This is a genomic window from Streptomyces sp. NPDC096205 (assembly GCF_044763135.1).
Lineage (GTDB): Bacteria > Actinomycetota > Actinomycetes > Streptomycetales > Streptomycetaceae > Streptomyces.
On record NZ_JBIWFS010000002.1, the window covers coordinates 727,906 to 750,390 of the forward strand.

The window sequence follows — 22,485 nt, forward strand, 5'->3', positions numbered from 1 at the left end:
TGGGGCGAAGAATCAGAGGGTGTCGAGCGCCGTGACGTACTCGTTCAGGTCACGGGCGTCCGGCAGGCCGTTCACGACGGTCCAGCGCACGACGCCCTCCTTGTCGATGACGAAGGTGCCGCGCACCGCGCAGCCCTTGTCCTCGTCGAAGACACCGTAGGCGCGGGAGACCTCGCCGTGCGGCCAGAAGTCGCTCAGCAGCGGGTACTCCAGGCCCTCCTGCTCGCCGAAGACGCGCAGGGTGTGGATGGAGTCGTTGGAGACGGCGAGCACCTGGGTGTCGCGGTCGGCGAACTTCGGCAGGTTGTCGCGCACCTCGCACAGCTCGCCGGTGCACACGCCGGTGAAGGCGAAGGGGTAGAAGAGCAGCACCACGTTCTTGTCACCGCGGAAGTCGGAGAGCTTCACGGTGCGGCCGTGGTTGTCCTTGAGCTCGAAGTCAGGAGCCTTTTCGCCGACCTGGACGGTCATCTCGGGCAATTCCCTTCGGTGGGGCTGTTCGGGTGGGGACAACCCTACGAGGGAGCCGGGAGGGCCGGGCAGGCGGGACACCTCGGGCGGACGGCGACACCCCGGGCAGACGGCGACACTCCGTGCGGACGGCCCGGACATGCTGAAGGACGGGCCGAGCGGGAGGCTCGGCCCGTCCTCTTGGGTTTCAGGACGAGGCCGGGTTCACTTCTTCGTCTTGGCCGCCTTGGGCGTCACCAGCCGGCTGCCGCTCCAGTCCTTGCCCACGCTGACGCTCTTGGAGGCCGACAGCCCCGCCGTCGTCGCGGCTTCCGAGATGTCGCTCGGCTCCACATAGCCCGCACGCCCGGTCTTCGGGGTGAGGAGCAGGATCGCGCCGCCTTCTTCGATGTACGTGGTGGCATCCACCAGCGCATCCGTCAGGTCGCCGTCGTCGTCGCGGAACCAGAGCACCACGGCGTCGGCCACGTCGTCGTAGTCCTCGTCCACCAGGTCGCTGCCGATGACTTCCTCGAGGGACTCGCGGAGCTCCTGGTCGACGTCGTCGTCGTAGCCGATCTCCTGGACCACCTGCCCGGGCTGGAACCCCAGCCTGACGGCAGGGCTCGTCCGCTCCTCCGCGTGGTCCGCGGTCGCGCTCACGGGTTGCCTCCTGATCATGTCTTGGGAAATAACTCAGCCACGCGCGTGCGCGAAGCATTGGCCGTAGTCCACACGGGCGGGACGGATCGCGCAAGTACCCGGCCGTCCAGACCGCCGAAACGGTGACGATCCTGGCGCTGTCGCCGCAACTTCAGGCATGCGCTCTCGATCAATGGTGACGCACGCCACACCTTTCTGCCCCGTTTGGGCGTTTGGGAACCATCTCTGGGTACGAGGCTCGAACATGGTTGCACCGAGTTGCCGGGTCTGCCCGTTACCTCTCGGTTACCTCTCGGTAGAGATGACGTTTGCCGCCCCGAGGTACACGATTAGGAGCGGTGCAGGCACACCCGAACCCCCGAAGTACGGCCCTTCGACAGGTAAGGAACAGCGTGGTTCCCGGATCCGATCGCAATCCGATCATCATTGGCGGCCTTCCCAGTCAGGTTCCTGACTTCGACCCCGACGAGACCCAGGAGTGGCTCGACTCCCTGGACGCCGCCATCGACGAGCGCGGGCGGGAGCGCGCCCGCTACCTCATGCTGCGGCTGATCGAGCGGGCCCGCGAGAAGCGCGTGGCCGTGCCGGAGATGCGCAGCACGGACTACGTCAACACCATCGCCACCAAGGACGAGCCGTTCTTCCCGGGCAACGAGGAGATCGAGCGCCGGGTCCTCAACGCCACCCGCTGGAACGCGGCCGTGATGGTCTCGCGCGCCCAGCGCCCCGGCATCGGCGTCGGCGGCCACATCGCCACCTTCGCGTCCTCCGCGTCCCTCTACGACGTCGGCTTCAACCACTTCTTCCGGGGCAAGGACGAGGGCGACGGCGGCGACCAGGTCTTCTTCCAGGGCCACGCCTCACCGGGCATCTACGCACGCGCGTACCTGCTGGACCGGCTCAGCGAGCAGAACCTCGACGCGTTCCGCCAGGAGAAGTCGAAGGCGCCGTACGGCCTGTCCTCGTACCCGCACCCGCGCCTGATGCCGGACTTCTGGGAGTTCCCGACCGTGTCGATGGGCCTCGGCCCGATCGGCGCGATCTACCAGGCGCGGATGAACCGCTACATGCACGCGCGCGAGATCGCCGACACCTCCAAGTCGCACGTGTGGGCCTTCCTCGGCGACGGTGAGATGGACGAACCGGAGTCGCTGGGCCAGCTGACCATCGCCGCGCGCGAGGGCCTGGACAACCTCACCTTCGTCGTCAACTGCAACCTCCAGCGCCTGGACGGCCCGGTCCGCGGCAACGGCAAGGTCATCCAGGAGCTGGAGTCGGTGTTCCGCGGCGCTGGCTGGAACGTGATCAAGCTCATCTGGGACCGCACCTGGGACCCGCTGCTCGCCCAGGACCGCGACGGCATCCTCGTCAACAAGATGAATACCACCCCGGACGGGCAGTTCCAGACCTACGCCACCGAGTCCGGCGCCTACATCCGCGAGCACTTCTTCGGCGACGACCACCGGCTGCGCGCGATGGTCGAGGGCATGACCGACGACCAGATCCTGCACCTGGGCCGCGGCGGTCACGACCACAAGAAGATCTTCGCGGCGTTCTCGGCGGCCAAGGCGCACAAGGGCCAGCCGACCGTCATCCTCGCCAAGACGATCAAGGGCTGGACGCTGGGCCCGAACTTCGAGGGCCGCAACGCCACGCACCAGATGAAGAAGCTGACGGTCGACGACCTCAAGCGCTTCCGCGACCGGCTGCACCTGCCGATCTCCGACAAGGACCTGGAGAGCGGGCTCCCGCCGTACTACCACCCGGGGCGGGACTCCGAGGAGATCCAGTACATGCACGACCGCCGCAAGGGCCTCGGCGGCTACGTCCCCACGCGCGTGGTCCGCTCCCAGCCGCTCGCGCTGCCGGACGACAAGACGTACGCGACCGTGAAGAAGGGCTCGGGTCAGCAGTCCATCGCGACGACCATGGCCTTCGTCCGGCTCCTGAAGGACCTCATGCGGGACAAGGAGCTCGGCAAGCGGTTCGTGCTGATCGCGCCGGACGAGTACCGCACGTTCGGCATGGACTCGTTCTTCCCGAGCGCGAAGATCTACAACCCGCTCGGCCAGCAGTACGAGGCCGTCGACCGCGAGCTGCTGCTCGCCTACAAGGAGTCCCCGACCGGCCAGATGCTGCACGACGGCATCTCCGAGGCGGGCTGCACGGCGTCACTGATCGCGGCGGGCTCGGCGTACGCCACGCACGGCGAGCCGCTGATCCCGGTGTACGTCTTCTACTCGATGTTCGGTTTCCAGCGCACCGGTGACCAGTTCTGGCAGATGTCCGACCAGCTGGCGCGCGGTTTCGTGCTGGGCGCGACCGCCGGCCGCACGACCCTGACCGGTGAGGGCCTCCAGCACGCCGACGGCCACTCCCAGCTGCTCGCCTCGACCAACCCGGGCTGTGTCGCGTACGACCCCGCCTTCGGGTACGAGATCGCGCACATCGTGCAGGACGGTCTGCGCCGGATGTACGGCGGCAGCGAGGAGCACCCGCACGGCGAGGACGTCTTCTACTACCTCACCGTCTACAACGAGCCGATCCAGCACCCGGCCGAGCCGGACGGCGTGGACGTCGAGGGCATCCTCAAGGGCGTCTACCGCTTCAGCGAGGGCACGGGCGGGTCGATCCCGGCGCAGATCATGGCCTCCGGTGTGGCCGTGCCGTGGGCGGTCGAGGCGCAGAAGATCCTCGCCGAGGAGTGGAACGTCCGTGCCGACGTCTGGTCGGCGACCTCCTGGAACGAGCTGCGGCGCGAGGCCGTCGCGTGCGAGCAGCACAACCTGCTGCACCCGGAGGAGGAGCAGCGCGTGCCGTACGTGACGCGCAAGCTCGCCGGGGCGCAGGGTCCGTTCGTCGCCGTCTCCGACTGGATGCGGTCGGTGCCGGACCAGATCTCGCGGTGGGTGCCGGGGTCGTACCAGTCCCTGGGCGCCGACGGGTTCGGCTTCGCCGACACGCGCGGTGCCGCGCGGCGGTTCTTCCACATCGACGCGCAGTCGATCGTGGTGGCGGTGCTGACCGAGCTGGCGCGCGAGGGCAAGGTCGACCGGTCGGTGCTGAAGCAGGCCGTCGACCGGTACCAGCTGCTCGACGTCTCCGCCGCCGATCCGGGGGCCGCGGGCGGAGACGCGTAGGGCCTGACCCCGCGACGCCGGCATGATCCGGAAGACAGGCCCTGAGCACGCAGACCTACGATTGCGTGCATGAAGGAAGAAACCGCACAGGGCCGTTGGGAGCAGTTGACCCAGCGGCCCTTGCTGGCGCTCGCCGTCGTCTTCGCGATCGCCTACGCGGTGCCGATCGTGGACTACTCGGCCGGGCACAAGCTCACGCGTGTGTGCGCGGTGACCGAGTGGGTGGTGTGGGGCGCGTTCGCCCTCGACTATCTGGTGCGGCTGGTGCTGGCGCCCCGGCGATGGGAGTTCATACGCCGGCACTGGCTCGATCTGTGCGCCGTGATCCTGCCGTTGCTGCGGCCGCTGGCCCTGCTGCGGGTGGTCTCGACGCTGCTGCTGGTCGGCAAGCGGGCGCGGATGGCCTCGCAGATCCGGCTGACGACATACGTCGCCGGTGCGGTCGTCGGGCTGCTGATGTTCGGCTCACTGGCCGTGCTGTCCGTCGAACGGGAGGCGCCGGACGGGAACATCCGGACGCTGGGTGACGCGGTGTGGTGGTCGTTCACGACGATGACGACCGTGGGGTACGGGGATCACGCGCCGACCACCGGGCTGGGGCGGGTCCTTGCCGTGGGGCTGATGCTGTCCGGGATCGCGTTGCTGGGTGTGGTCACCGCGAACATCGCCGCGTGGTTCATTGCGCGGTTCGAGATGGATGACGCGGAGGAGAGGCGGCAGACCGCGGCCATTGCTGCGCTGACCGAGGAGGTTCGGGCGCTTCGGGCGGAGGTTGCTGCGTTGTCCTCCGGGGCGTCTGTGAAGTCGCCTACTGAGGAGCGGGGTTCTGCTTGATCGCGTCTTGCGGGTCGTCCGTGGCTGGTCGCGCCCACGCGGCGGAGCCGCATATCGACACAGCCCCGCGCCCCTAGAAGACCAGCCACACCAGCGCCAGCAGCGTGTCGATGGTCCCCAGGACCAGTGCGATCAGAGTCGGCACCTTGCGGGGGGACCTGCGTGTGCGGTCCAGGGAGAGCCAGCCGCAGGCCATGGCCATGGGGCCCAGGAGGATTCCCAGGACGAAGAAGCCGGCCACGGCGCAGATGGCTCCGGTGATGGCGAGCGACGCGCGGTCCGGCCCGGTCCGCTGCCACGTCCGGCCGCGTGAGCGGGGGTACCCGTGCGTTCGGTTTCCGAAGCTCGCCATCGTCAACTCCCTGGACCGTCAGGTCGGTTGGGTTCCGATGTGGGGCGGGTACCCCCGTCGCGCGGTTCATTCACGCCTTTTGCGGCGCGCTGCCCCCCTCCTGCAGCGCGCCGCATGTGTCCCACTGTCACCTGCGGCGGCCGCCCAGGAGGAGGGGGCTTTAGCTCTCTCACCCTGATAGGGGAAATGCCGCCGGGTGCGGCACCGTCAGATGTGGGCGGCGCCCGCGCCCGCCTCCGCGTTCGCGCCCCGCTTGGTGAGGAGGGCGACGAGGACGGCAACGCCCGCGACGCCCGCCGCGACCAGGGACGCCAGGCTCATGCCGGAGATGAAGGTGTCGTGGGCGACGTCCGTGATCTTGGTGACCAGCGGCTCCGGGGTGCCCGGTGCGATCGGCGCGACCCCGAGCTGGACGGCCTCGGAGGCCTGGTCGAGCTGCTCGGGAGCAAGCGGGGGCAGGCCCGCGTCGGCCCAGTTGCCGGCGAGGTCGCTGTCGACCTTGGAGGCCATGACGGCGCCCAGGACGGCCGTGCCGAGGCTGCCGCCGATCTGCATGGCCGCCTGCTGGAGGCCGCCGGCCACGCCGGACAGCTCCATGGGGGCGTTGCCCACGATGACCTCGGTGGCGCCGACCATGACCGGCGCGAGGCCGAAGCCGAGCAGGGCGAACCAGATGGACATCACGCCGCTGCCGGTGTCCGCCTCCAGGGTGGACATGCCGTACATGGCGATCGCGGTCACCGCCATGCCGCCCGCGAGCGGCACCCTCGGGCCGAGCTTGGTGATGAGGGCGCCCGCGAGCGGGGAGCCGACGATCATCATGCCGGTGAGGGGCAGCAGGTGGAGGCCGGCGTCGATGGGGCCCATGCCGTGCACGTTCTGGAGGTAGAACGTCACGAAGAACAGGCCGCCCATGAACGCGATGGCCATCAGGACCATGAGGACCACACCGGCGGACAGCGCGACCGAGCGGAACAGGGCCAGCGGGATCAGCGGCTCACGCACGCGCAGCTCCCAGAACGCGAACAGCGCGAAGCCGAGCAGGGACGCGCCGATGAACGTCCACGTCTGCCCGTCGCCCCAGCCCCACTCGGGGGCCTTGATCACGGCCCAGACCAGGCAGAACATCGCGGCCGACAGCAGGGCGATGCCCAGCAGGTCGAAGGAGCGCGGGGCGTTCTCCGCCCGGTGGTCGAGGAGGATCAGCACGCCCAGGACGAGCGCGAGGACACCGACGGGCACGTTGATGAAGAACACCGACTGCCAGCTGACGTTCTCCACGAGGACGCCGCCGAGGACCGGGCCGCCCGCGGTGGAGGCGCCGATGACCATGCCCCAGATGCCGATGGCCATGTTGAGCTTCTCGGCCGGGAAGGCGGCGCGCAGCAGGCCGAGCGCGGCCGGCATCAGCAGCGCGCCGAACAGGCCCTGGAGCACGCGGAAGGCGATGACCGCGCCGATCGAGGAGGAGAGGCCGATCGCGCCGGAGGCGGCGGCGAAGCCGACCACGCCTATCAGGAAGGTCTGCCGGTGTCCGAAGCGGTCACCGAGCTTGCCCGCGGTGATCAGGGTGACGGCGAGGGCGAGGAAGTAGCCGTTGGTGATCCACTGGAGGTCTTCGCGGCTCGCCTTCAGGTCCGCCCCGATGGCCGGGTTGGCGATGGCCACGATGGTCCCGTCCAGGGCCACCATCATCACGCCGACGGCGACGGTGAGGAGGGTGAACCACGGGTGCCCGCGCAGGCCCTGGGCCGGGGCCGGGTCCGACGGGGTGAGCGGTGCGCCGTCCCCCGGCCCCGTCTTGTCGATGGTGGTCTGACCAGTCATACGAACGAGGCTAGTGACAGCCTCTGACATTTGACAAAGCAATTCAGTCGTCACTAACTGACATCTATGGAAACACTGCGCGAGCGCAAGAAGCAGCGCACCCGGGACGCACTGGTGCGGGCCGCGTTCGAGCTGTTCACGACCCAGGGCTACGACCGCACGACCGTCGACGAGATCGCCGAGGCGGTCGACGTCTCGCAGCGCACCTTCTTCCGCTACTTCGCGGGCAAGGAGGACGCCGCCCTCGCGGTCCAGCGCCTCACCGAGGAGCACTTCTACGAGGCCGTGCGCGCCCGTCCGCCGCACGAGCCGCCGCTGGAGGCGCTGCGCAGGGCCGTCCTGGAGGGCTGGGACACCATCAGCGAAGTCATCGAGTCCGTCGTACCGGTCGATCTGTACTTGCGGATGTACCGGGTGGTGGAGTCGACTCCGGTGCTGCTCGCCGCGCATCTGCGGCGCTCCGCGGAGACCGAGGAGCGGTTCGCGCGGCTGATCGCCGAGCGCGAGGGTCTCGATGTGGACGCCGACCCGCGGCCGCGGGTGGCGGTGGCGGTGTTCGGTGCGGTGATGCGGGTCACGGAGCGGCAGTGGAGTGCCCGGGAGGACCTCAACCTGGAGGCGATCCGCGAGCTGACCGCGGCGTACCTCGATCACGTGGGGCCGGCGCTCGCCGAGAACTGGCGCGCATCCTGACAGCAGGGAGAGATTCGTCAAACGTGATCTGCGTCACTCGGTTCACGCGAGACCGTCCCGTTCTCCTAGTGTGTCCTCCCAGTGACTTCCTTCGACACCTCCCCGCAACTCAACGTCTGGCGCATGCTGCTCGCGCTGGCCGTGGTGTTCGTGATGCTGGCGACCACCGGCTGGACCGCGCTGCGCAGCGACCACCCGGTGACCGAACTCCAGGCCTCCCTGTCCGCCTGGGAGGACGGCAGCATCGCCGGCCACCGGCTGCCCGACCCGGACGCCTCCCCCGCCCGCATCGCCCGCTTCTTCGCCACGCTCACCGACCGGCAGCAGGCCACGCTCGCGGCCCGCTACCCGCTCGCCGTCGGCAACATGAACGGCGCCCCCGTCGAACTGCGCTACCGCGCCAACCGCGTCGCGCTCGGCAAGGCCCGCAGAGTCGAGCTGGCCCGGATGCACGACAGCCGCCTCAACCCGGCGGGGCAGCAGCAGGCGGGGCGCCGCATGCACCGCCTGGAGTCGCTCGCCGAGCCCGGGCGGCACATCCTCGCCTTCGACCCGGAGGGCTCGGGCCGGGTCGCCGAGGTGTTCGGCGACCTCACCGAGGCCGAGCGGATCTCCGTCGTCGTGCCCGGCGTCGACACCGACCTGCTCACCTTCCAGCGCACCTATCGCTACCACTCCGCGCCCGTCGGCATGGCCCGCTCCCTCTACGACGCCGAGCGCGAGGCCCGCCCCGGCCTGCGGACGGCCGTCATCGCATGGGCCGACTACACCGCCCCCAGCGGCATCGGCATGGACGCGGCCACCGCGCTGCGCGCCGAGGGCGGTGCGGTCCGGCTGAACGCGCTGGTGCGGGCCCTGCCCGGCAGGGCGCCGGTGTCGCTGTTCTGCCACAGCTACGGCTCGGTGGTCTGCGGGGTGGCCGCGCACACGCTGCCCGCACGGGTGGCCGACATCGCGGTGGCCGGCAGCCCCGGGATGCGCGCCGAGAAGGCCTCCGGGCTCGGCACGTCCGCGCGCGTGTGGGCCATGCGGGACGCCGACGACTGGATCGGGGACGTGCCCCATCTGGAGCTCGGCGGCTTCGGCCACGGCGCCGACCCGGTGACCGCCGAGTTCGGCGCGCGGGTGCTCTCGGCACGCGACGCCGAGGGACACGCGGGCTACTTCGTGCCCGGCACGGACAGCCTCCAGAACTTCGCCGAGATCGGCACTGGCGCGTACCGCTCGGTGGACTGCGCCGACGATCTGGGCACATGCCGGGCGGGTTTGTCCGCCACGACGCCGGTGGGACGCGCGTAGAGGCGCAGAAACTGCGGTTTGCGCGGGGAGGGGACGGAGGAGCTCATGCCGCATACGATGAGCCGCATGGGTGACGTACTGGCCGGATTTCATGCCGCCTGGGAGTTCGAGTCCGACTCCGTGCTCATCCGCTACGAACGGGGGATTCGGACACCCAAGCTGTTCCAGGCGCTGCGGGAGCGCCGGGTGCCGCTGGAGGCGGTGCAGGGGGTGTCGCTGACGCCGGGACGGCGGGGGACCGTGGTGCTGCGCGCCGAGCTGCGGCCGGGCGCGGATCCGCTCCTGGAGGCTGCCGCCGGGCAGCTGAAGGAGCACAGCGACCCCTACCGGCTGGTGCTGCCGGCCGAGCGCGAGGTGCTCGCCGAGTACTACGCCGACGAGCTGCGGGCGAGCCTCAAGGGCGACACCGAGCCCGCCGACCGCTTCCTGGTGACGGCGCCCGAGGTGCCGCTGCGGTTCAAGGCGTACGACGCGAAAGCGTCCTTCGACGGGTCCCACGTGCACTTCCGGTGGTTCTGGACCGGGGCGTCGTCGGCGAAGTGGAAGGCCGGGGACCAGAGCTTCGCCGTCGACGAGCTCAGTGGGGTCGAGTGGCGCTCGCCGGAGGTGTTCGAGGGGCATCTGCGGCTGCTGACCGGGGACGCCCAGCCGACGCAGGCGGATCAGGACCCGGCCGCCGTGGTGTTCGGGCTCGGGTACGGGCCGGTGCACGAGTCGCTGCCGTTCGCCGCGGCCGTGCTGGCCGCCGTACGGGGGAAGGGGCCGGGCGCCGCGGTGTCGGCCGTGCCCCGCAGGGACCCGGCCGACATCGCGGACAGGATTCGGCATCTGGGGGAGCTGCACCAGGCCGGACTCGTCACGGACGAGGAGTTCTCCGTGAAGAAGGCGGAGTTGCTGGCGGAGCTCTGAAGGTCACTCCCGGCCGGCGGACGCGAAGCGCATGTCGGCGTACCGGTCGCCGGCCACCTGGGCCGCGATCGGGGCCAGGAGGTTCAGGTCCTCCTCGTCCAGGGTGATACCGACGGCCGCCACGTTCTCCTGAACCCGGGTCGGCCGACGGGTGCCCGGGATCGGGATCACGGGCAGGCCGTGGACCCGGGCCTGCTGCTGGACCCAGGCCAGGGCGATCTGCCCCAGGGAGGCGGAGTGCTTCGCGGCGACCTCGCGGACCGGCTCCAGCAGGGCGGCGTTGGCCCTGGCGTTGTCGCCGGTGAAGCGGGGCTGGTGGCGGCGGAAGTCGTCGGCGGTGAGGTCCTCGGCGCGGGCGAAGGAGCCGGTGAGGAAGCCCCGGCCGAGCGGGGAGTACGGGACGAGGGTGACGCCCAGGTCGCGGGCCGCGGGCACGACCTTGGCCTCGATGTCCCGGCTGAACAGGGACCACTCCGACTGCACGGCCGCGATCGGGTGGACGGCGTGGGCGGCGCGCAGCTCGTCGGCGGTGACCTCGCTGAGGCCGAGCTGCTTGACCTTGCCCTCGCGCACCAGGTCGGCCATGGTGGCGACGGTCTCCTCGATGGGGACGTTCACGTCCCGCCGGTGCATGTAGTAGAGGTCGATCACCTCGACGTCGAGGCGCTTGAGGCTCGCCTCGACGGCCTGGCGGATGTAGGGCGCGTCGTTGCGGACGACCCGGCGGGTGGGGTCGTCCTCGGGGATGGACAGGGCGAACTTGGTGGCGATGAGCACCTCGTCGCGGTGGGCGGCGAAGAAGGGCGCCAGGAAGCGCTCGTTGTCGCCCGCTCCGTAGGCGTCCGCCGTGTCGTAGAGGGTGACGCCCAGTTCGAGGGCCCGCTCCAGGGTCGCGCGGGACTCCTGCGCGTCGGAGGGGCCGTAGGCGAAGCTCATGCCCATGCAGCCCAGGCCCTGCACACCCGCCTCGGGACCGTCGGCGCCGAGGCGGGCGGTGGGGATCCTGGTGTCGTTCATCGGTTCGTCTCCGTTTCGCAGGCGCGGTCGGCGCCGCCGTACACGCTGATCTTGCGGTCCAGCACGGCGAGGGTGTCGTGCAGTTCGGCGATCCGCGCCAGCACGTCCCTGCGGGTGGACTCCAGCAGCTCGCGCCGCTCGTCGTAGGTGGACTCGCCCTCGCGCACCAGCTCGGCGTACCGCACCATGTCGGCGACCGGCATGCCGGTCAGCCGCAGCTTTCCGACGAGGTCGAGCCAGTCCAGGTCGCGGTTGGTGTAGCGGCGCTGGCCGGTGTGCGAGCGGTCGATGTGGGACATCAGGCCGATCCGCTCGTACCAGCGCAGGGTGTGCGCGGTGAGGCCGGTGAAGGCGGCGACCTCGCTGATGGTGTAGCGGTCCTCGCCGTCCGGGCGGGGGTGCCGTCGGGGCGGGGCGGTACAGATGTCCGCCGGGGTCCGCGGGGCTCCTTCGGTGGTCACGGCCGTGGTCTGCATCACCGTCATGCCCCCACGCTATGGCCTTGGAGTGGGCTCCAAGCAAGCGAGAACCGGCGGTAAACAGCGGGACTTGGCGTGATCTTCACCGTTAGCTTGCCGTCATGAGTCTCGTACGACGTGCTGGGCCCGGGGACGCCGCCGAAGTGCTGCGGCTGCGTCAGGTGATGATCGACTCCGTGTTCACGGGGGTGTCCGGCGACGACGGCTGGCACTCCGCGTCCCTGCCGACGCTGCGGGCGCGTCTCGCGGAGCCCGGCGGGGACTTCGCGGCGTTCGTCGTGGAGCACCCGCAGCGGCCGGGGGCGCTGGCCGCGCTGGTGGCGGGGACGATCGAGTACCGGATCGGGCGGGCGGACAATCCGCACGGGCGGGTCGGGTACGTCTTCAGCGTCGCCACCGACCCGGACGCCCGGCGCCGCGGGTACGCGCGCGCGTGCATGGAGGAACTGCTGGCCTGGTTCCGCGAGCGCGGCGCCGCCCAGGTCGACCTGAACGCGTCCGCCGAGGCGGAGCCGCTGTACGCGTCCCTGGGCTTCGTCCGCAAGCCGGACCCCTCGATGCGGTTGCGGCTGTGAGACGCATAGGCTCGACGGCATGTCGTTGAAGAGCCTCGCGCTGATCGAGAACTGGCCCGTCCCCACCGCCGCGGCGGGTGTGGTCCGCGCCGACGGCACGGTCGTGGGGACGCACGGCCCGGCCGGGCGGCCGTTCCCGCTGGCGTCGGTCACCAAGCCGCTCGCGGCGTACGCCGTGCTCGTCGCCTACGAGGAGGGCGCGATCGAGCTGGACGAGCCGGCCGGGCCCGCCGGTGCCACGGTCCGGCATCTGCTGGCGCACACCTCGGGGCTGGCCTTCGACGAGCACCGGGTGATGTCCGCGCCGGGCGAGCGGCGGCTGTACTCCAACGCCGGGTTCGAACAGCTCGGCGACCATGTCGCCAAGGCGACGGACATCCCGTTCGCCGAGTATCTGCGCCAGGCGGTGCTGGAGCCGCTGGGGATGACGGGCACGTCGCTGGAGGGCTCGCCCGCCAAGGACGGCGTGTCGACGGTGGAGGACCTGCTGCGGTTCGCCGCCGAGGTGCAGGCGCCGCGGCTGCTGGACCCGCGCACGGTCGCGGACGCGATGACCGTGCAGTACCCGGGCACCAAGGGCGTGCTGCCGGGCTACGGGCACCAGAACCCCAACGACTGGGGCCTCGGCTTCGAGATCCGCGACGGCAAGTCCCCGCACTGGACGGGCGCCTCCTCCTCGCCGCGCACCTTCGGCCACTTCGGCCAGTCGGGCACGTTCCTGTGGATCGACCCGGACGCGGGCCTGGCCTGTGTCGCGCTGACCGACCGCGCCTTCGGGCCCTGGGCCGTCGAGGCGTGGCCGGGGTTCACCGACGCCGTGCTGGCAGAGCTGCGCCCGTAGGCGCGGCCGGCTCCGGCCGGGCGTCCAGGCTCTCGCTCCCGCCCTCGGTGTCGATGTGCGGCAGCAGCCGGTCCAGCCATCGGGGCGTCCACCAGGCGTGCCGGCCCAGCAGGGTCAGCACCGCGGGCACCATGAGCAGCCGGACCACGGTGGCGTCGATGAGCACGCTCACCGCGAGACCGAGGCCGAGCATCTTCACGACGATGTTGTCGCTGACGATGAAGGCCGCGAACACGCTCACCATGATCAGGGCCGCGCAGGTGATCACCCGCGCGGTGATCTCCAGCGCGTGCGCCACGGCGGCCTTGGCGTCCCCGGTGCGCAGCCAGGCCTCGTGCACCCGGGACAGCAGGAAGATCTCGTAGTCCATGCTCAGGCCGAAGATGATGGCGAACATCATCATCGGCACATAGCTCTCGATGGGCACCTTGCCGTGGACGCCCAGCGCGGGGCCGCCCCAGCCCCACTGGAAGACGGCGACGACGACACCGTAGGACGCGGCGATCGACAGGACGTTCAGGACGGCCGCCTTCAGCGCGACGAGCAGACCGCGGAAGACGGCGAGGACGATCAGGAAGGCCAGTCCCACCACGACGCCGATGATCAGCGGCAGCCGTGCGGCGACGATGTCCCGGAAGTCGACCTGGGCGGCCGTGGTGCCGGTGACGTATCCCTCGGCGTCGGTGCCGGCGGCCGCCTGGGGCAGGGTGTCGTCGACCAGCCGGTTGACGAGGTCGGTGGTGTCGGGGTTCTGCGGGGACACCTCGGAGTAGACGGTGCCGACCAGGACGTCGCCGTCCTTCGTCGGGTTGAGCGGGGTGACGAAGGCGGCTCCCTGGACGCCGTTCAGCGCCTTCTGCGCGTTCGAGGCGAGGTCGGAGCGCTGGGAGTCCGGCACGGAGGTCTGGTCGACGACGACGGTGAGGGGCCCGTTGGAGCCGGGCCCGAACGCGTCGGTCATCAGGTCGTAGGCGCGCCGGTCGGTGAACGAGGTCGGGTCGGCGCCGTCGCCGATGTGCCCGAGCTGGAGGGAGAACACGGGGACGGCGAGGACGGCGACGGCGGCGAGGCCGGCGGCGAGGAAGCGCAGCGGACGGCGTTCCACGCGCTGGGCGTAGCGGTGCCAGGTGCCGGTGGCCTCGGCTCCGGGCTCGGCCCCGGTCTCGGCGACGGGCCCCCGCACCTTGTAGCGGTCGATGCGTGTGCCGATGAGGCCGAGCAGGGCGGGGACGAGGGTCAGCGCGCCGAGGACGGCGGAGACCACGGTGACGGCCGCGGCGAGGCCGAGTTTGCCGATGAAGGTGACGCCGGAGGCGTACAGGCCCATGAGGGCGACGATGACGGTGGTGCCGGAGACGAGGACCGCGCGTCCGCTGGTGGCGGTGGCGTGTCCGGCGGCGCGCACCGGGTCGGCGCCGTCCATGAGGTTCTGCCGGTGCCGGGTGATCAGGAACAGGGCGTAGTCGATGCCGACGCCGAGGCCGATCATCGTGGCGAGGGTGGGCGAGACCGTGGCGAAGGTGAACGCGAGGGCGAGCAGCCCGAGGCCGGCCAGCCCGCCGACGACTCCGATCAGCGCGGTGACCAGCGGCAGTCCGGCGGCGATCACGCTGCCGAACCCGACCAGCAGCACGACGACGGCCACCGCGAAGCCGATCAGCTCGCTGACCCGGTCGTCGGCGGCCGGGCGGGCGAGTTCACCGAGCGAGCCGCCGTACTCGACCTGGGCGCCGGCGTCCTTGAGCGGCTGGACCGCGTCGTCGACCCCGTCGAGGTAGCTGTCGCCGAGGGCGGAGGGCTGTTCGTCGAAGCGGACGGTGACGTAGGCGGTCTTCCCGTCGGAGGACAGCGGGCCGACCTTGGAGGAGGTGGCGTCCAGCGGGTTCTGCACGCTCAGGACGTGCGGCAGTTTCTGCAGGTCGGCGACGGTCGTCGACATCTGTGAGCCGAGCGAGGACAGGGCCTTGTCGTCGTGCAGGACGATCTGGCTGCTGTAACCGCCGGCTTGCGGGTCGTGCTTCTTCAGGACGTCGAGGCCGTCCTGCGACTGCACGTCGGACAGGGCGAAGTCGTCGGAGTAGGTGCCGCCGTGGAGGTGGTTCAGCGCCTGGAGGCCGCCGAGGCCGACCAGCCAGGCGATGATCACGATCACGAAGTGGCGTGCGCACCACTCTCCCAGCCCCCGCAGTCCCCCTGCTGCGGTCCGGCTGCGTCCCCCCGCACGGGCGCGAGCGACCATGGTGTGGGCTCTCTCCCTGCCGGACACGACCCGGCGTCTCCAGTACACGCCCGCCCGGGCCCGGGGTCATCTCGGGCCGGGCGGACGTGTCTTGTCACGCTCAGCTGAAGAACCGGCGCTCACAGGTCGTCAGCGAGACGCTGTCGCCCAGGTCGGCGACCACCTGGTCGGTGCCGGCGGGCCGGTTGCCGTCGCAGTTGACGGAGTCGTTGCCGCGCACACCGTCACGGACGACGATCGTGTCGTTGCCGCCGCCGGTGAGGATGACGTCGGGGCCCGGGCCGGCGCTGACGGAGGCGTTGGCCGTGACGAGCTCGGAGATGAACAGGCTGTCTCCGTTGTCGCCGAGCGAGATCTGCAGCGTGGTGACGCCGGTGCCGCAGTCGGCGGAGGTTGTGCTGTTCGGCAGCCGCTGGCACCCGCTGAACGCGGCGATGCCTGCCTGGTCCTCGACGATCAGACGCCCGGCCGGGGTGATGCCGATGGAGACCCCGTTGGCGACACCGCTGCGCGCCGAGAGCTGGACCGTGCTGCCGGAGCGGGTCACCCAGGAGCCGGGCGGCTCCTGCGCGGCGGCGGGCAGGGCGAACGCGGTCAGGAGCATGCCCGCGGCCAGGGCGGGGGCGGCGGCGCGTATCAGGGTGCGGGGGGCGAGCTTCATGCTGTCTGCTCTCCTTGCGTGAAGAGTGCGTCCCTTGCGTGAGAGTGCCTCGGGACAGGCGCCGGAGTCGGCGTCCTCGGCGCAAGCCAAACAGCACGTGATGGGTCGCGCACCGCGAGTGACAGCGTTCGAGTGCCGCTCACCCGTTCGAATCGGCTGCCATCTCCCACACGAGGACCTCCGCACCGCCGGCCCCCGCGACCAGCTCCAGGTCCCGCGCCCCCGTGCCCCGCACCGCGTCGCCCGGCCCCAACTCGGCGTCGCCGAGCCGCACTTCACCGCGTACGACATGGACGTAGACGTACGCCGCGTCCGGCACCGCGGTCCGCTCCCCCGCCGTCAGCCGCCGCACGTGCAGCATCGCGCCCGCCTCCGGGACGGCGTACGGCGTGGAGTCGGCGATGCCGTGCACGATCTCGTACACCGGGTCGCCGCCGGGGTCGCGGGGCGCCAGCCACATCTGTACGAAGGTCAGCGGGGTGTCCCCGTCGTTGCGCTCCACGTGCCGTACGCCCGCGGCCGAGCTGAGGCGCTGGACGTCGCCGGAGCGCACCCGGGTCTCGTGGCCGGCGGAGTCGCGGTGCGTCAGCTCGCCCTCGACGACCCAGGTGACCAGCTCGGTGTGGCTGTGCGGATGCTCGTCGAAGCCGGCGCCGGGGGCGAGCCGCTCCTCGTTGCAGGCGATCAGCGCGCCGAAGCGGAGGTTGTCGGGGTCGTAGTGCGGGCCGAAGGAGAAGGCGTGCCAGGACTCGATCCCGGCCTCCGGCTCCCCGCCGCGGTAGCGCTCTGCGGCGCGCCGTACGTCCATCACAGGCCCCACCGTAGACCCCGTAGCGCATCCTCCCGTCCGGATAAGGCAGTCTTGTCCCCGTGCCCGAACCCGAAGTCCGTACCGACCGAGCCGCAGCGCGCCCCGTCCATCCGCACGCGGCGACGCTGAAGCGGCTGGAGAAGTCCTCCGGCTCCCTCGCCGCCCAGGCCATCGCGCGGATGGACGAGACGCTGCCGTGGTACCGGGCGATGCCCCCGGAGAACCGTTCCTGGATCGGGCTGGTCGCCCAGGCGGGCATCGCCGCCTTCACCGAGTGGTTCCGGCACCCGGAGGCCCCGCAGGCGATCTCCACCGATGTCTTCGGCACCGCCCCGCGCGAGCTGACCCGGGCCATCACGCTGCGGCAGACCGTGGAGATGGTGCGCACCACCATCGAGGTCATGGAGAGCGCGATCGAGGAGGTGGCCGCGCCCGGCGACGAGAGCGTGCTGCGCGAGGCGCTGCTGGTGTACGCCCGCGAGATCGCCTTCGCCACCGCCCAGGTCTACGCACAGGCCGCCGAGGCACGCGGTGCCTGGGACGCCCGCCTGGAGTCGCTGGTGGTGAACGCCGTGCTCAGCGGCGAGGCCGACGAGGGCGCCGTCTCCCGGGCCGCGGCGCTCGGCTGGAACTCCCCCGAACACGTCTGCGTGGTGCTCGGCACGGCACCCGACGGCGACTCCGAGCTGACCGTGGAGGCCATCCGGCGCGCGGCCCGGCACGCCAAGCTCCAGGTCCTCACCGGCGTCCTGGGCAACCGGCTGGTCGTCATCGCGGGCGGCAGCGACAACCCGCTGGCCGTGGCCAAGTCGCTGATCGGCCCCTATGCCGCAGGTCCCGTCGTCGCCGGGCCCGTGGTGCCCGACCTGCAGGCCGCCACGCGGTCCGCGCAGGCCGCCGCGGCCGGCCTGAAGGCGTGTTCCGCCTGGCAGGACGCGCCGCGGCCGGTGCTGGCGGACGATCTGCTGCCGGAGCGCGCGATGGCCGGAGACCCGAGCGCTCGCGAGCAGTTGGTGGAGGAGATCTACAGACCGCTGGAGGAGGCCGGATCGGCGCTCCTGGAGACCTTGAGCGTCTACCTGGAACAGGCGAGCAGCCTGGAGGGGGCCGCGCGGATGCTGTTCGTGCATCCCAACACCGTGCGCTACCGGCTTCGACGTGTGACTGACGTCACCGGATGGTCGCCATCGGATGTACGCTCCGCGTTCACGCTGCGGATCGCGCTGATCCTGGGGCGTCTCACCGACGGTGATCTTCCTTCCTAGCGTTTTGTCGGGGGGCTACAAATCCCCCCCACGTTCTTCGTCCTAGTCCCCACGGGCGGGCATGCCCTTCGACAAGAGAGAGTGTGAGAGTGTTCGTACTCGTCGCTCCCGGCCAGGGCGCTCAGACGCCCGGCTTCCTGTCCCCCTGGCTCGAACTGCCCGGCGCCGCCGACCGGCTGGCCGCATGGTCGGACGCCATAGGGCTGGACCTCACCCACTACGGCACGCAGGCCGACGCGGACGAGATCCGCGACACGGCCGTGGCGCAGCCGCTGCTGGTCGCCGCCGGTCTGCTGTCCGCCACGGCACTGGGTGACACGGCTCCGGGTGCCGTCGCCGGTCACAGCGTCGGCGAGATCACCGCCGCCGCCTTCGCGGGCGTCCTGGACGACACCGCCGCGCTCACCCTGGTGCGCAAGCGGGGTCTGGCCATGGCCGAGGCCGCCGCGGTCACCGAGACCGGCATGTCGGCGCTGCTCGGCGGTGACCCCGAGGTGTCCGTCGCGCACCTGGAGAAGCTGGGCCTGACCCCGGCGAACGTCAACGGCGCCGGCCAGATCGTCGCCGCGGGCACGCTGGAGCAGCTCGCCGCGCTGGCCGAGGACAAGCCCGAGGGTGTCCGCAAGGTCGTTCCGCTGAAGGTCGCCGGCGCGTTCCACACGCACCACATGGCGCCCGCGGTCGAGGCCCTCGCCAAGGCCGCCGAGGAGCTGGACCCGGCCGACCCGAAGGTCCCCTACGTCTCCAACAAGGACGGTCAGGCCGTCGCCTCCGGCGCCGAGGTGCTGACCCGCCTGGTCGGCCAGGTCGCCAACCCGGTCCGCTGGGACCTGTGCATGGAGACCTTCAAGGAGCTCGGGGTCACGGCGCTGATCGAGGTGTGCCCCGGCGGTACGCTCACCGGTCTGGCCAAGCGGGCCCTGCCGGGCGTGCAGACGCTGGCGCTGAAGACCCCTGCCGACCTCGACGCGGCCCGCGAGCTCATCGCCGCGCACAGCTGACGTCCCCAGAAGGAGCCGAACGGACATGTCGAAGATCAAGCCCGCCAAGGGTGCCCCGTACGCGCGCATCCTGGGTGTGGGCGGCTACCGCCCGACGCGGGTCGTCCCCAACGAGGTGATCCTCGAGACGATCGACTCCTCCGACGAGTGGATCCGTTCGCGTTCCGGCATCCAGACCCGGCACTGGGCGAACGACCAGGAGACCGTCGCCGCGATGTCGGTGGAGGCGTCCGGCAAGGCGCTCGCCGACGCCGGCATCGACGCCGAGAAGATCGGCGCGGTGGTCGTCTCGACCGTCTCGCACTTCAAGCAGACCCCGGCCGTCGCCACCGAGATCGCCGACAAGCTCGGTACGGCGAAGGCCGCCGCCTTCGACATCTCGGCCGGCTGCGCGGGCTTCGGCTACGGCCTCACCCTCGCCAAGGGCATGATCGTCGAGGGTTCGGCGGAGTACGTCCTGGTCATCGGCGTGGAGCGGCTGAGCGATCTGACCGACCTGGAGGACCGCGCGACGGCCTTCCTGTTCGGCGACGGCGCCGGCGCGGTCGTCGTCGGCCCCTCGGACGTGCCCGCGATCGGCCCCACGGTCTGGGGCAGCGAGGGCGACAAGTCCGAGACCATCAAGCAGACCGTGCCGTGGACGGACTACCGCGACGGCACCGTCGAGAAGTTCCCGGCCATCACGCAGGAGGGCCAGGCCGTCTTCCGCTGGGCCGTCTTCGAGATGGCGAAGGTCGCCAAGGAGGCGCTGGACGCCGCCGGGATCTCGCCCGACGAACTGGACGTCTTCATCCCGCACCAGGCCAACGAGCGGATCATCGACTCGATGGTGAAGACCCTCAAACTGCCGGAGTCCGTCACGGTCGCCCGTGATGTACGCACCACCGGCAACACCTCGGCCGCCTCGATCCCGCTCGCGATGGAGCGGCTTCTGGCGACCGGGGAGGCGAAGAGCGGCGACACCGCGCTCGTCATCGGCTTCGGGGCGGGTCTCGTGTACGCCGCGACGGTCGTTACCCTCCCCTAGGCACACTGCCACCAGGCGAACTGCCACACCCCTTGAGAAACATCTACGAAGGAGCGCCGACATGGCCGCCACTCAGGAAGAGATCGTCGCCGGTCTCGCCGAGATCGTGAACGAGATCGCCGGCATCCCGGTCGAGGACGTCGAGCTGGGCAAGTCGTTCACCGACGACCTGGACGTCGACTCGCTGTCCATGGTCGAGGTCGTCGTCGCCGCCGAAGAGCGCTTCGACGTCAAGATCCCGGACGACGACGTCAAGAACCTGAAGACCGTCGGTGACGCGACCGACTACATCCTCAAGCACCAGGCCTGATCCGCCGATCAACCCCCTGGGCTGACTGCCCCGCCACCCGGCGGTGGCGCCGCTGAATCCCCATTACTTGGAGAAAGAATTCCCGTGAGCCCGACCAATCGCACCGTGGTCGTCACCGGTATCGGCGCAACCACACCGCTGGGTGGCGACGCAGCCTCTACCTGGGAGGGCCTGGTCGCCGGCAAGTCCGGCGTCAAGCCCCTGGAGCAGGAGTGGGCGGCCGAGCAGGCCGTCAGGATCGCCGCTCCGGTCGCCGTGGAGCCCACCGAGGTCATTCCCCGGCCGCAGGCCCGCCGCCTCGACCGCTCCGCGCAGTTCGCGCTGGTCGCGGCGCAGGAGGCCTGGAAGGACGCCGGGTTCACCGGCAAGGCCGGCGAGGACACCTCCGTCGACCCCGACCGCCTCGGCGCGGTCATCGCCTCCGGCATCGGCGGCGTGACGACGCTCCTCGACCAGTACGACGTGCTCAAGGAGAAGGGCGTCCGCCGCGTCTCCCCGCACACCGTCCCCATGCTCATGCCGAACGGCCCGTCGGCGAACGTCGGTCTGGCCGTGGGCGCCCGCGCGGGTGTGCACACGCCGGTCTCCGCGTGTGCGTCCGGCGCCGAGGCGATCGGCTACGCCATCGAGATGATCCGCACCGGCCGCGCCGACGTCGTCGTCGCGGGTGGCACGGAGGCGGCGATCCACCCGCTGCCCATCGCCGCGTTCGGCAACATGATGGCGATGTCCAAGAACAACGACGACCCGCAGGGCGCCTCGCGTCCCTACGACGTCGCCCGTGACGGCTTCGTCCTCGGCGAGGGTGCCGGCGTGATCGTCCTGGAGTCCGCGGAGCACGCCGCCAAGCGCGGTGCCCGGGTGTACGCCGAGGCGGTCGGGCAGGGCATCTCCGCCGACGCCCACGACATCGTGCAGCCCGAGCCCGAGGGTCGCGGCATCTCGCACGCGCTGCAGAGCCTGCTGGACAGCACCGACCTGGACCCGGCGGAGATCGTGCACGTCAACGCGCACGCCACGTCGACGCCGGCCGGTGACATCGCGGAACTGAAGGCGCTGCGGAAGGTCTTCGGCGACCACGCGGACCACTTCGCGGTCAGCGCGACGAAGTCGATGACGGGGCATCTGCTCGGTGGCGCCGGTGGTGTGGAGTCGGTCGCGACCGTGCTCGCCCTGTACCACCGGGTCGCCCCGCCGACCATCAACGTCGAGAACCTGGACCCGGAGGCCGAGGCGAACGCCGACGTCGTCCGGGGCGAGGCCCGCAAGCTGCCCGTCGAGGGCCGGATCGCCGCGCTGAACGACTCGTTCGGCTTCGGTGGTCACAACGTGGTGCTGGCGTTCCGTACGGTCTGACGCCGTCGGTTGTGAGAACGGCCCGTCCCCTTCGGGGGGCGGGCCGTTCGCCGTTGTGCCGTCTGCTCGTCGCCGGGTGCGGGTTGTGGTCGCTTCTCGCGCAGTTCCCCGCGCCCCTTGGGGTCAGACCACTTGATGCAACCAGCGGACCGGGGCTCCCTCTCCCGCGTATCTGAACGGTTCCAGTTCGTCGTCCCAGGGCTTGCCCAGGAGCTTGGAGAGTTCGGCCTCCAGGTCGGTCTCGCCGCGCTGGCTGCGCAGCAGGGCGGCGCGCAGGCGGTCCTCGGGGACGAGGATGTCGCCGTGGATGCCGGTGACGGCGTGGAAGATGCCGAGGTCGGGGGTGCAGCTGTAGCGCTCGCCCTCGGCGGTGGGGCAGGGTTCGGCGGTCACCTCGAAGCGCAGCAGATGCCAGCCGCGCAGCGCCGAGGCCAGTTTGGAGGCGGTGCCGACCTCGCCCTGCCAGGAGAACTCCGAGCGCCAGGTGCCGGGCGCGGCGGGCTGCCGGATCCAGTCGAGGTTGACGCGGGTGCCCAGCACCCCGGCGACGGCCCACTCGACGTGCGGGCACAGCGCGCGCGGAGCGGAGTGCACGTACAGAACTCCACGTGTCGTCACCGGGACCTCCGGGCAGAGCGGGACAGGCGGGCCGAGCGGTGGTGGCGGGCAGCCACGCTGATGGCGAGGCTACCGTGCGGCGGGGCAAGGAGGGTGACGTACCGTCGGTCCCGGTGCC

Annotated in this window: 22 protein-coding genes; 12 read left to right on the plus strand and 10 right to left on the minus strand. The window is 71.0% G+C overall.

Annotation, left to right across the window (positions count from 1 at the left end; genetic code table 11):
• Positions 1 to 12: 12 nt before the first annotated feature.
• Positions 13 to 471, minus strand: a complete 459-nt coding sequence (locus ACIQ6Y_RS09770) for a peroxiredoxin (RefSeq protein ID WP_404034981.1) — start codon at positions 469 to 471, stop codon at positions 13 to 15.
• Between the two features lie 204 nt (positions 472 to 675).
• A complete protein-coding gene (locus tag ACIQ6Y_RS09775; protein ID WP_404034983.1) occupies positions 676 to 1,113 on the minus strand; it encodes a DUF3052 domain-containing protein in 438 nt (145 codons plus the stop codon).
• Between the two features lie 392 nt (positions 1,114 to 1,505).
• On the opposite strand from ACIQ6Y_RS09775, the gene aceE reads away from it, so the two are divergent.
• Positions 1,506 to 4,253, plus strand: a complete 2,748-nt coding sequence (aceE, locus tag ACIQ6Y_RS09780; protein WP_404034985.1) for a pyruvate dehydrogenase (acetyl-transferring), homodimeric type — start codon at positions 1,506 to 1,508, stop codon at positions 4,251 to 4,253.
• Positions 4,254 to 4,322: 69 nt separating this feature from the next.
• Positions 4,323 to 5,087, plus strand: a complete 765-nt coding sequence (locus ACIQ6Y_RS09785) for a potassium channel family protein (protein WP_404034987.1) — start codon at positions 4,323 to 4,325, stop codon at positions 5,085 to 5,087.
• A 73-nt stretch (positions 5,088 to 5,160) separates the two neighbouring features.
• On the opposite strand, the gene ACIQ6Y_RS09790 is transcribed toward ACIQ6Y_RS09785, so the two are convergent.
• Together ACIQ6Y_RS09790 and ACIQ6Y_RS09795 are read right to left on the minus strand one after the other, a co-directional pair.
• Positions 5,161 to 5,439, minus strand: a complete 279-nt coding sequence (locus ACIQ6Y_RS09790; RefSeq protein WP_404034989.1) for a small hydrophobic protein — start codon at positions 5,437 to 5,439, stop codon at positions 5,161 to 5,163.
• A gap of 207 nt (positions 5,440 to 5,646) precedes the next feature.
• Positions 5,647 to 7,266 (minus strand): MFS transporter, encoded by a 1,620-nt coding sequence (locus tag ACIQ6Y_RS09795; protein WP_404034991.1) that lies wholly within the window; start codon positions 7,264 to 7,266, stop codon positions 5,647 to 5,649.
• Between the two features lie 66 nt (positions 7,267 to 7,332).
• Here ACIQ6Y_RS09795 and ACIQ6Y_RS09800 point away from each other — a divergent pair, with 66 nt between their 5' ends.
• The 3 genes from ACIQ6Y_RS09800 to ACIQ6Y_RS09810 all read left to right on the plus strand — a co-directional run bounded on the left by ACIQ6Y_RS09800 (position 7,333) and on the right by ACIQ6Y_RS09810 (position 10,167).
• Complete coding sequence (locus ACIQ6Y_RS09800) at positions 7,333 to 7,959, plus strand: TetR family transcriptional regulator (protein ID WP_404034993.1); 627 nt, start codon at positions 7,333 to 7,335, stop codon at positions 7,957 to 7,959.
• Positions 7,960 to 8,040: 81 nt separating this feature from the next.
• Positions 8,041 to 9,258, plus strand: a complete 1,218-nt coding sequence (locus tag ACIQ6Y_RS09805; protein WP_404034995.1) for an alpha/beta hydrolase — start codon at positions 8,041 to 8,043, stop codon at positions 9,256 to 9,258.
• Between the two features lie 57 nt (positions 9,259 to 9,315).
• Positions 9,316 to 10,167 carry a DUF4429 domain-containing protein gene (locus ACIQ6Y_RS09810; RefSeq protein ID WP_404036380.1) on the plus strand — a complete coding sequence of 284 codons (852 nt, stop codon included), beginning with the start codon at positions 9,316 to 9,318 and terminating at the stop codon, positions 10,165 to 10,167.
• A 3-nt stretch (positions 10,168 to 10,170) separates the two neighbouring features.
• On the opposite strand, the gene ACIQ6Y_RS09815 is transcribed toward ACIQ6Y_RS09810, so the two are convergent.
• Both ACIQ6Y_RS09815 and ACIQ6Y_RS09820 read right to left on the minus strand, forming a co-directional pair.
• Positions 10,171 to 11,184, minus strand: a complete 1,014-nt coding sequence (locus ACIQ6Y_RS09815; protein ID WP_404034997.1) for an aldo/keto reductase — start codon at positions 11,182 to 11,184, stop codon at positions 10,171 to 10,173.
• Positions 11,181 to 11,669, minus strand: coding sequence for a MerR family transcriptional regulator (locus ACIQ6Y_RS09820; RefSeq protein ID WP_404034999.1), 489 nt, complete (start codon positions 11,667 to 11,669; stop codon positions 11,181 to 11,183). Before ACIQ6Y_RS09820 ends, ACIQ6Y_RS09815 begins: the two co-directional genes overlap by 4 nt.
• A 95-nt stretch (positions 11,670 to 11,764) precedes the next feature.
• Here ACIQ6Y_RS09820 and ACIQ6Y_RS09825 point away from each other — a divergent pair, with 95 nt between their 5' ends.
• Positions 11,765 to 12,238, plus strand: a complete 474-nt coding sequence (locus ACIQ6Y_RS09825; RefSeq protein ID WP_404035001.1) for a GNAT family N-acetyltransferase — start codon at positions 11,765 to 11,767, stop codon at positions 12,236 to 12,238.
• Between the two features lie 19 nt (positions 12,239 to 12,257).
• Positions 12,258 to 13,079, plus strand: a complete 822-nt coding sequence (locus ACIQ6Y_RS09830) for a serine hydrolase domain-containing protein (protein ID WP_404035003.1) — start codon at positions 12,258 to 12,260, stop codon at positions 13,077 to 13,079.
• Here ACIQ6Y_RS09830 and ACIQ6Y_RS09835 read toward each other — a convergent pair.
• The 3 genes from ACIQ6Y_RS09835 to ACIQ6Y_RS09845 all read right to left on the minus strand — a co-directional run bounded on the left by ACIQ6Y_RS09835 (position 13,045) and on the right by ACIQ6Y_RS09845 (position 16,787).
• Positions 13,045 to 15,318, minus strand: coding sequence for an MMPL family transporter (locus tag ACIQ6Y_RS09835; protein ID WP_404035005.1), 2,274 nt, complete (start codon positions 15,316 to 15,318; stop codon positions 13,045 to 13,047). The two genes, ACIQ6Y_RS09830 and ACIQ6Y_RS09835, sit on opposite strands and share 35 nt — an antisense overlap.
• Before the next feature lie 100 nt (positions 15,319 to 15,418).
• A complete protein-coding gene (locus ACIQ6Y_RS09840) occupies positions 15,419 to 15,979 on the minus strand; it encodes a hypothetical protein (RefSeq protein WP_404035007.1) in 561 nt (186 codons plus the stop codon).
• 139 nt (positions 15,980 to 16,118) lie between these two features.
• A complete protein-coding gene (locus tag ACIQ6Y_RS09845; protein ID WP_404035009.1) occupies positions 16,119 to 16,787 on the minus strand; it encodes a pirin family protein in 669 nt (222 codons plus the stop codon).
• 62 nt (positions 16,788 to 16,849) lie between these two features.
• Here ACIQ6Y_RS09845 and ACIQ6Y_RS09850 point away from each other — a divergent pair, with 62 nt between their 5' ends.
• From ACIQ6Y_RS09850 to fabF, 5 genes are all read left to right on the plus strand, one after another.
• The gene (locus ACIQ6Y_RS09850) at positions 16,850 to 18,055 is read left to right on the plus strand and encodes a PucR family transcriptional regulator (protein ID WP_404035011.1); all 1,206 of its coding nucleotides are present in this window, start codon (positions 16,850 to 16,852) and stop codon (positions 18,053 to 18,055) included.
• A gap of 89 nt (positions 18,056 to 18,144) precedes the next feature.
• The gene (locus tag ACIQ6Y_RS09855; RefSeq protein ID WP_404035013.1) at positions 18,145 to 19,056 is read left to right on the plus strand and encodes an ACP S-malonyltransferase; all 912 of its coding nucleotides are present in this window, start codon (positions 18,145 to 18,147) and stop codon (positions 19,054 to 19,056) included.
• A gap of 25 nt (positions 19,057 to 19,081) precedes the next feature.
• Entirely contained in the window at positions 19,082 to 20,083 is a 1,002-nt protein-coding gene (locus tag ACIQ6Y_RS09860; protein WP_404035015.1) for a ketoacyl-ACP synthase III, read from the plus strand.
• Positions 20,084 to 20,144: 61 nt separating this feature from the next.
• Complete coding sequence (locus ACIQ6Y_RS09865) at positions 20,145 to 20,393, plus strand: acyl carrier protein (RefSeq protein WP_404035017.1); 249 nt, start codon at positions 20,145 to 20,147, stop codon at positions 20,391 to 20,393.
• Between the two features lie 84 nt (positions 20,394 to 20,477).
• Positions 20,478 to 21,749 carry a beta-ketoacyl-ACP synthase II gene (gene fabF, locus ACIQ6Y_RS09870; protein ID WP_404035019.1) on the plus strand — a complete coding sequence of 424 codons (1,272 nt, stop codon included), beginning with the start codon at positions 20,478 to 20,480 and terminating at the stop codon, positions 21,747 to 21,749.
• A 123-nt stretch (positions 21,750 to 21,872) separates the two neighbouring features.
• Here fabF and ACIQ6Y_RS09875 read toward each other — a convergent pair whose 3' ends face one another.
• A complete protein-coding gene (locus ACIQ6Y_RS09875; protein ID WP_404035021.1) occupies positions 21,873 to 22,367 on the minus strand; it encodes a DUF3145 domain-containing protein in 495 nt (164 codons plus the stop codon).
• Positions 22,368 to 22,485: the final 118 nt, after the last annotated feature.

Bases quoted from the DNA above. Each gene is read 5' to 3' on its own strand.
- ACIQ6Y_RS09770 (WP_404034981.1), bottom strand. From the start codon at position 471: ATGACCGTCCAGGTCGGCGAAAAGGCTCCTGACTTCGAGCTCAAGGAC.
- ACIQ6Y_RS09785 (WP_404034987.1), top strand. From the start codon at position 4,323: ATGAAGGAAGAAACCGCACAGGGCCGTTGGGAGCAGTTGACCCAGCGG.
- ACIQ6Y_RS09790 (WP_404034989.1), bottom strand. From the start codon at position 5,439: ATGGCGAGCTTCGGAAACCGAACGCACGGGTACCCCCGCTCACGCGGC.
- ACIQ6Y_RS09795 (WP_404034991.1), bottom strand. From the start codon at position 7,266: ATGACTGGTCAGACCACCATCGACAAGACGGGGCCGGGGGACGGCGCA.
- ACIQ6Y_RS09800 (WP_404034993.1), top strand. From the start codon at position 7,333: ATGGAAACACTGCGCGAGCGCAAGAAGCAGCGCACCCGGGACGCACTG.
- ACIQ6Y_RS09810 (WP_404036380.1), top strand. From the start codon at position 9,316: ATGAGCCGCATGGGTGACGTACTGGCCGGATTTCATGCCGCCTGGGAG.
- ACIQ6Y_RS09815 (WP_404034997.1), bottom strand. From the start codon at position 11,184: ATGAACGACACCAGGATCCCCACCGCCCGCCTCGGCGCCGACGGTCCC.
- ACIQ6Y_RS09820 (WP_404034999.1), bottom strand. From the start codon at position 11,669: ATGACGGTGATGCAGACCACGGCCGTGACCACCGAAGGAGCCCCGCGG.
- ACIQ6Y_RS09825 (WP_404035001.1), top strand. From the start codon at position 11,765: ATGAGTCTCGTACGACGTGCTGGGCCCGGGGACGCCGCCGAAGTGCTG.
- ACIQ6Y_RS09830 (WP_404035003.1), top strand. From the start codon at position 12,258: ATGTCGTTGAAGAGCCTCGCGCTGATCGAGAACTGGCCCGTCCCCACC.
- ACIQ6Y_RS09835 (WP_404035005.1), bottom strand. From the start codon at position 15,318: ATGGTCGCTCGCGCCCGTGCGGGGGGACGCAGCCGGACCGCAGCAGGG.
- ACIQ6Y_RS09840 (WP_404035007.1), bottom strand. From the start codon at position 15,979: ATGAAGCTCGCCCCCCGCACCCTGATACGCGCCGCCGCCCCCGCCCTG.
- ACIQ6Y_RS09845 (WP_404035009.1), bottom strand. From the start codon at position 16,787: ATGGACGTACGGCGCGCCGCAGAGCGCTACCGCGGCGGGGAGCCGGAG.
- ACIQ6Y_RS09860 (WP_404035015.1), top strand. From the start codon at position 19,082: ATGTCGAAGATCAAGCCCGCCAAGGGTGCCCCGTACGCGCGCATCCTG.
- ACIQ6Y_RS09865 (WP_404035017.1), top strand. From the start codon at position 20,145: ATGGCCGCCACTCAGGAAGAGATCGTCGCCGGTCTCGCCGAGATCGTG.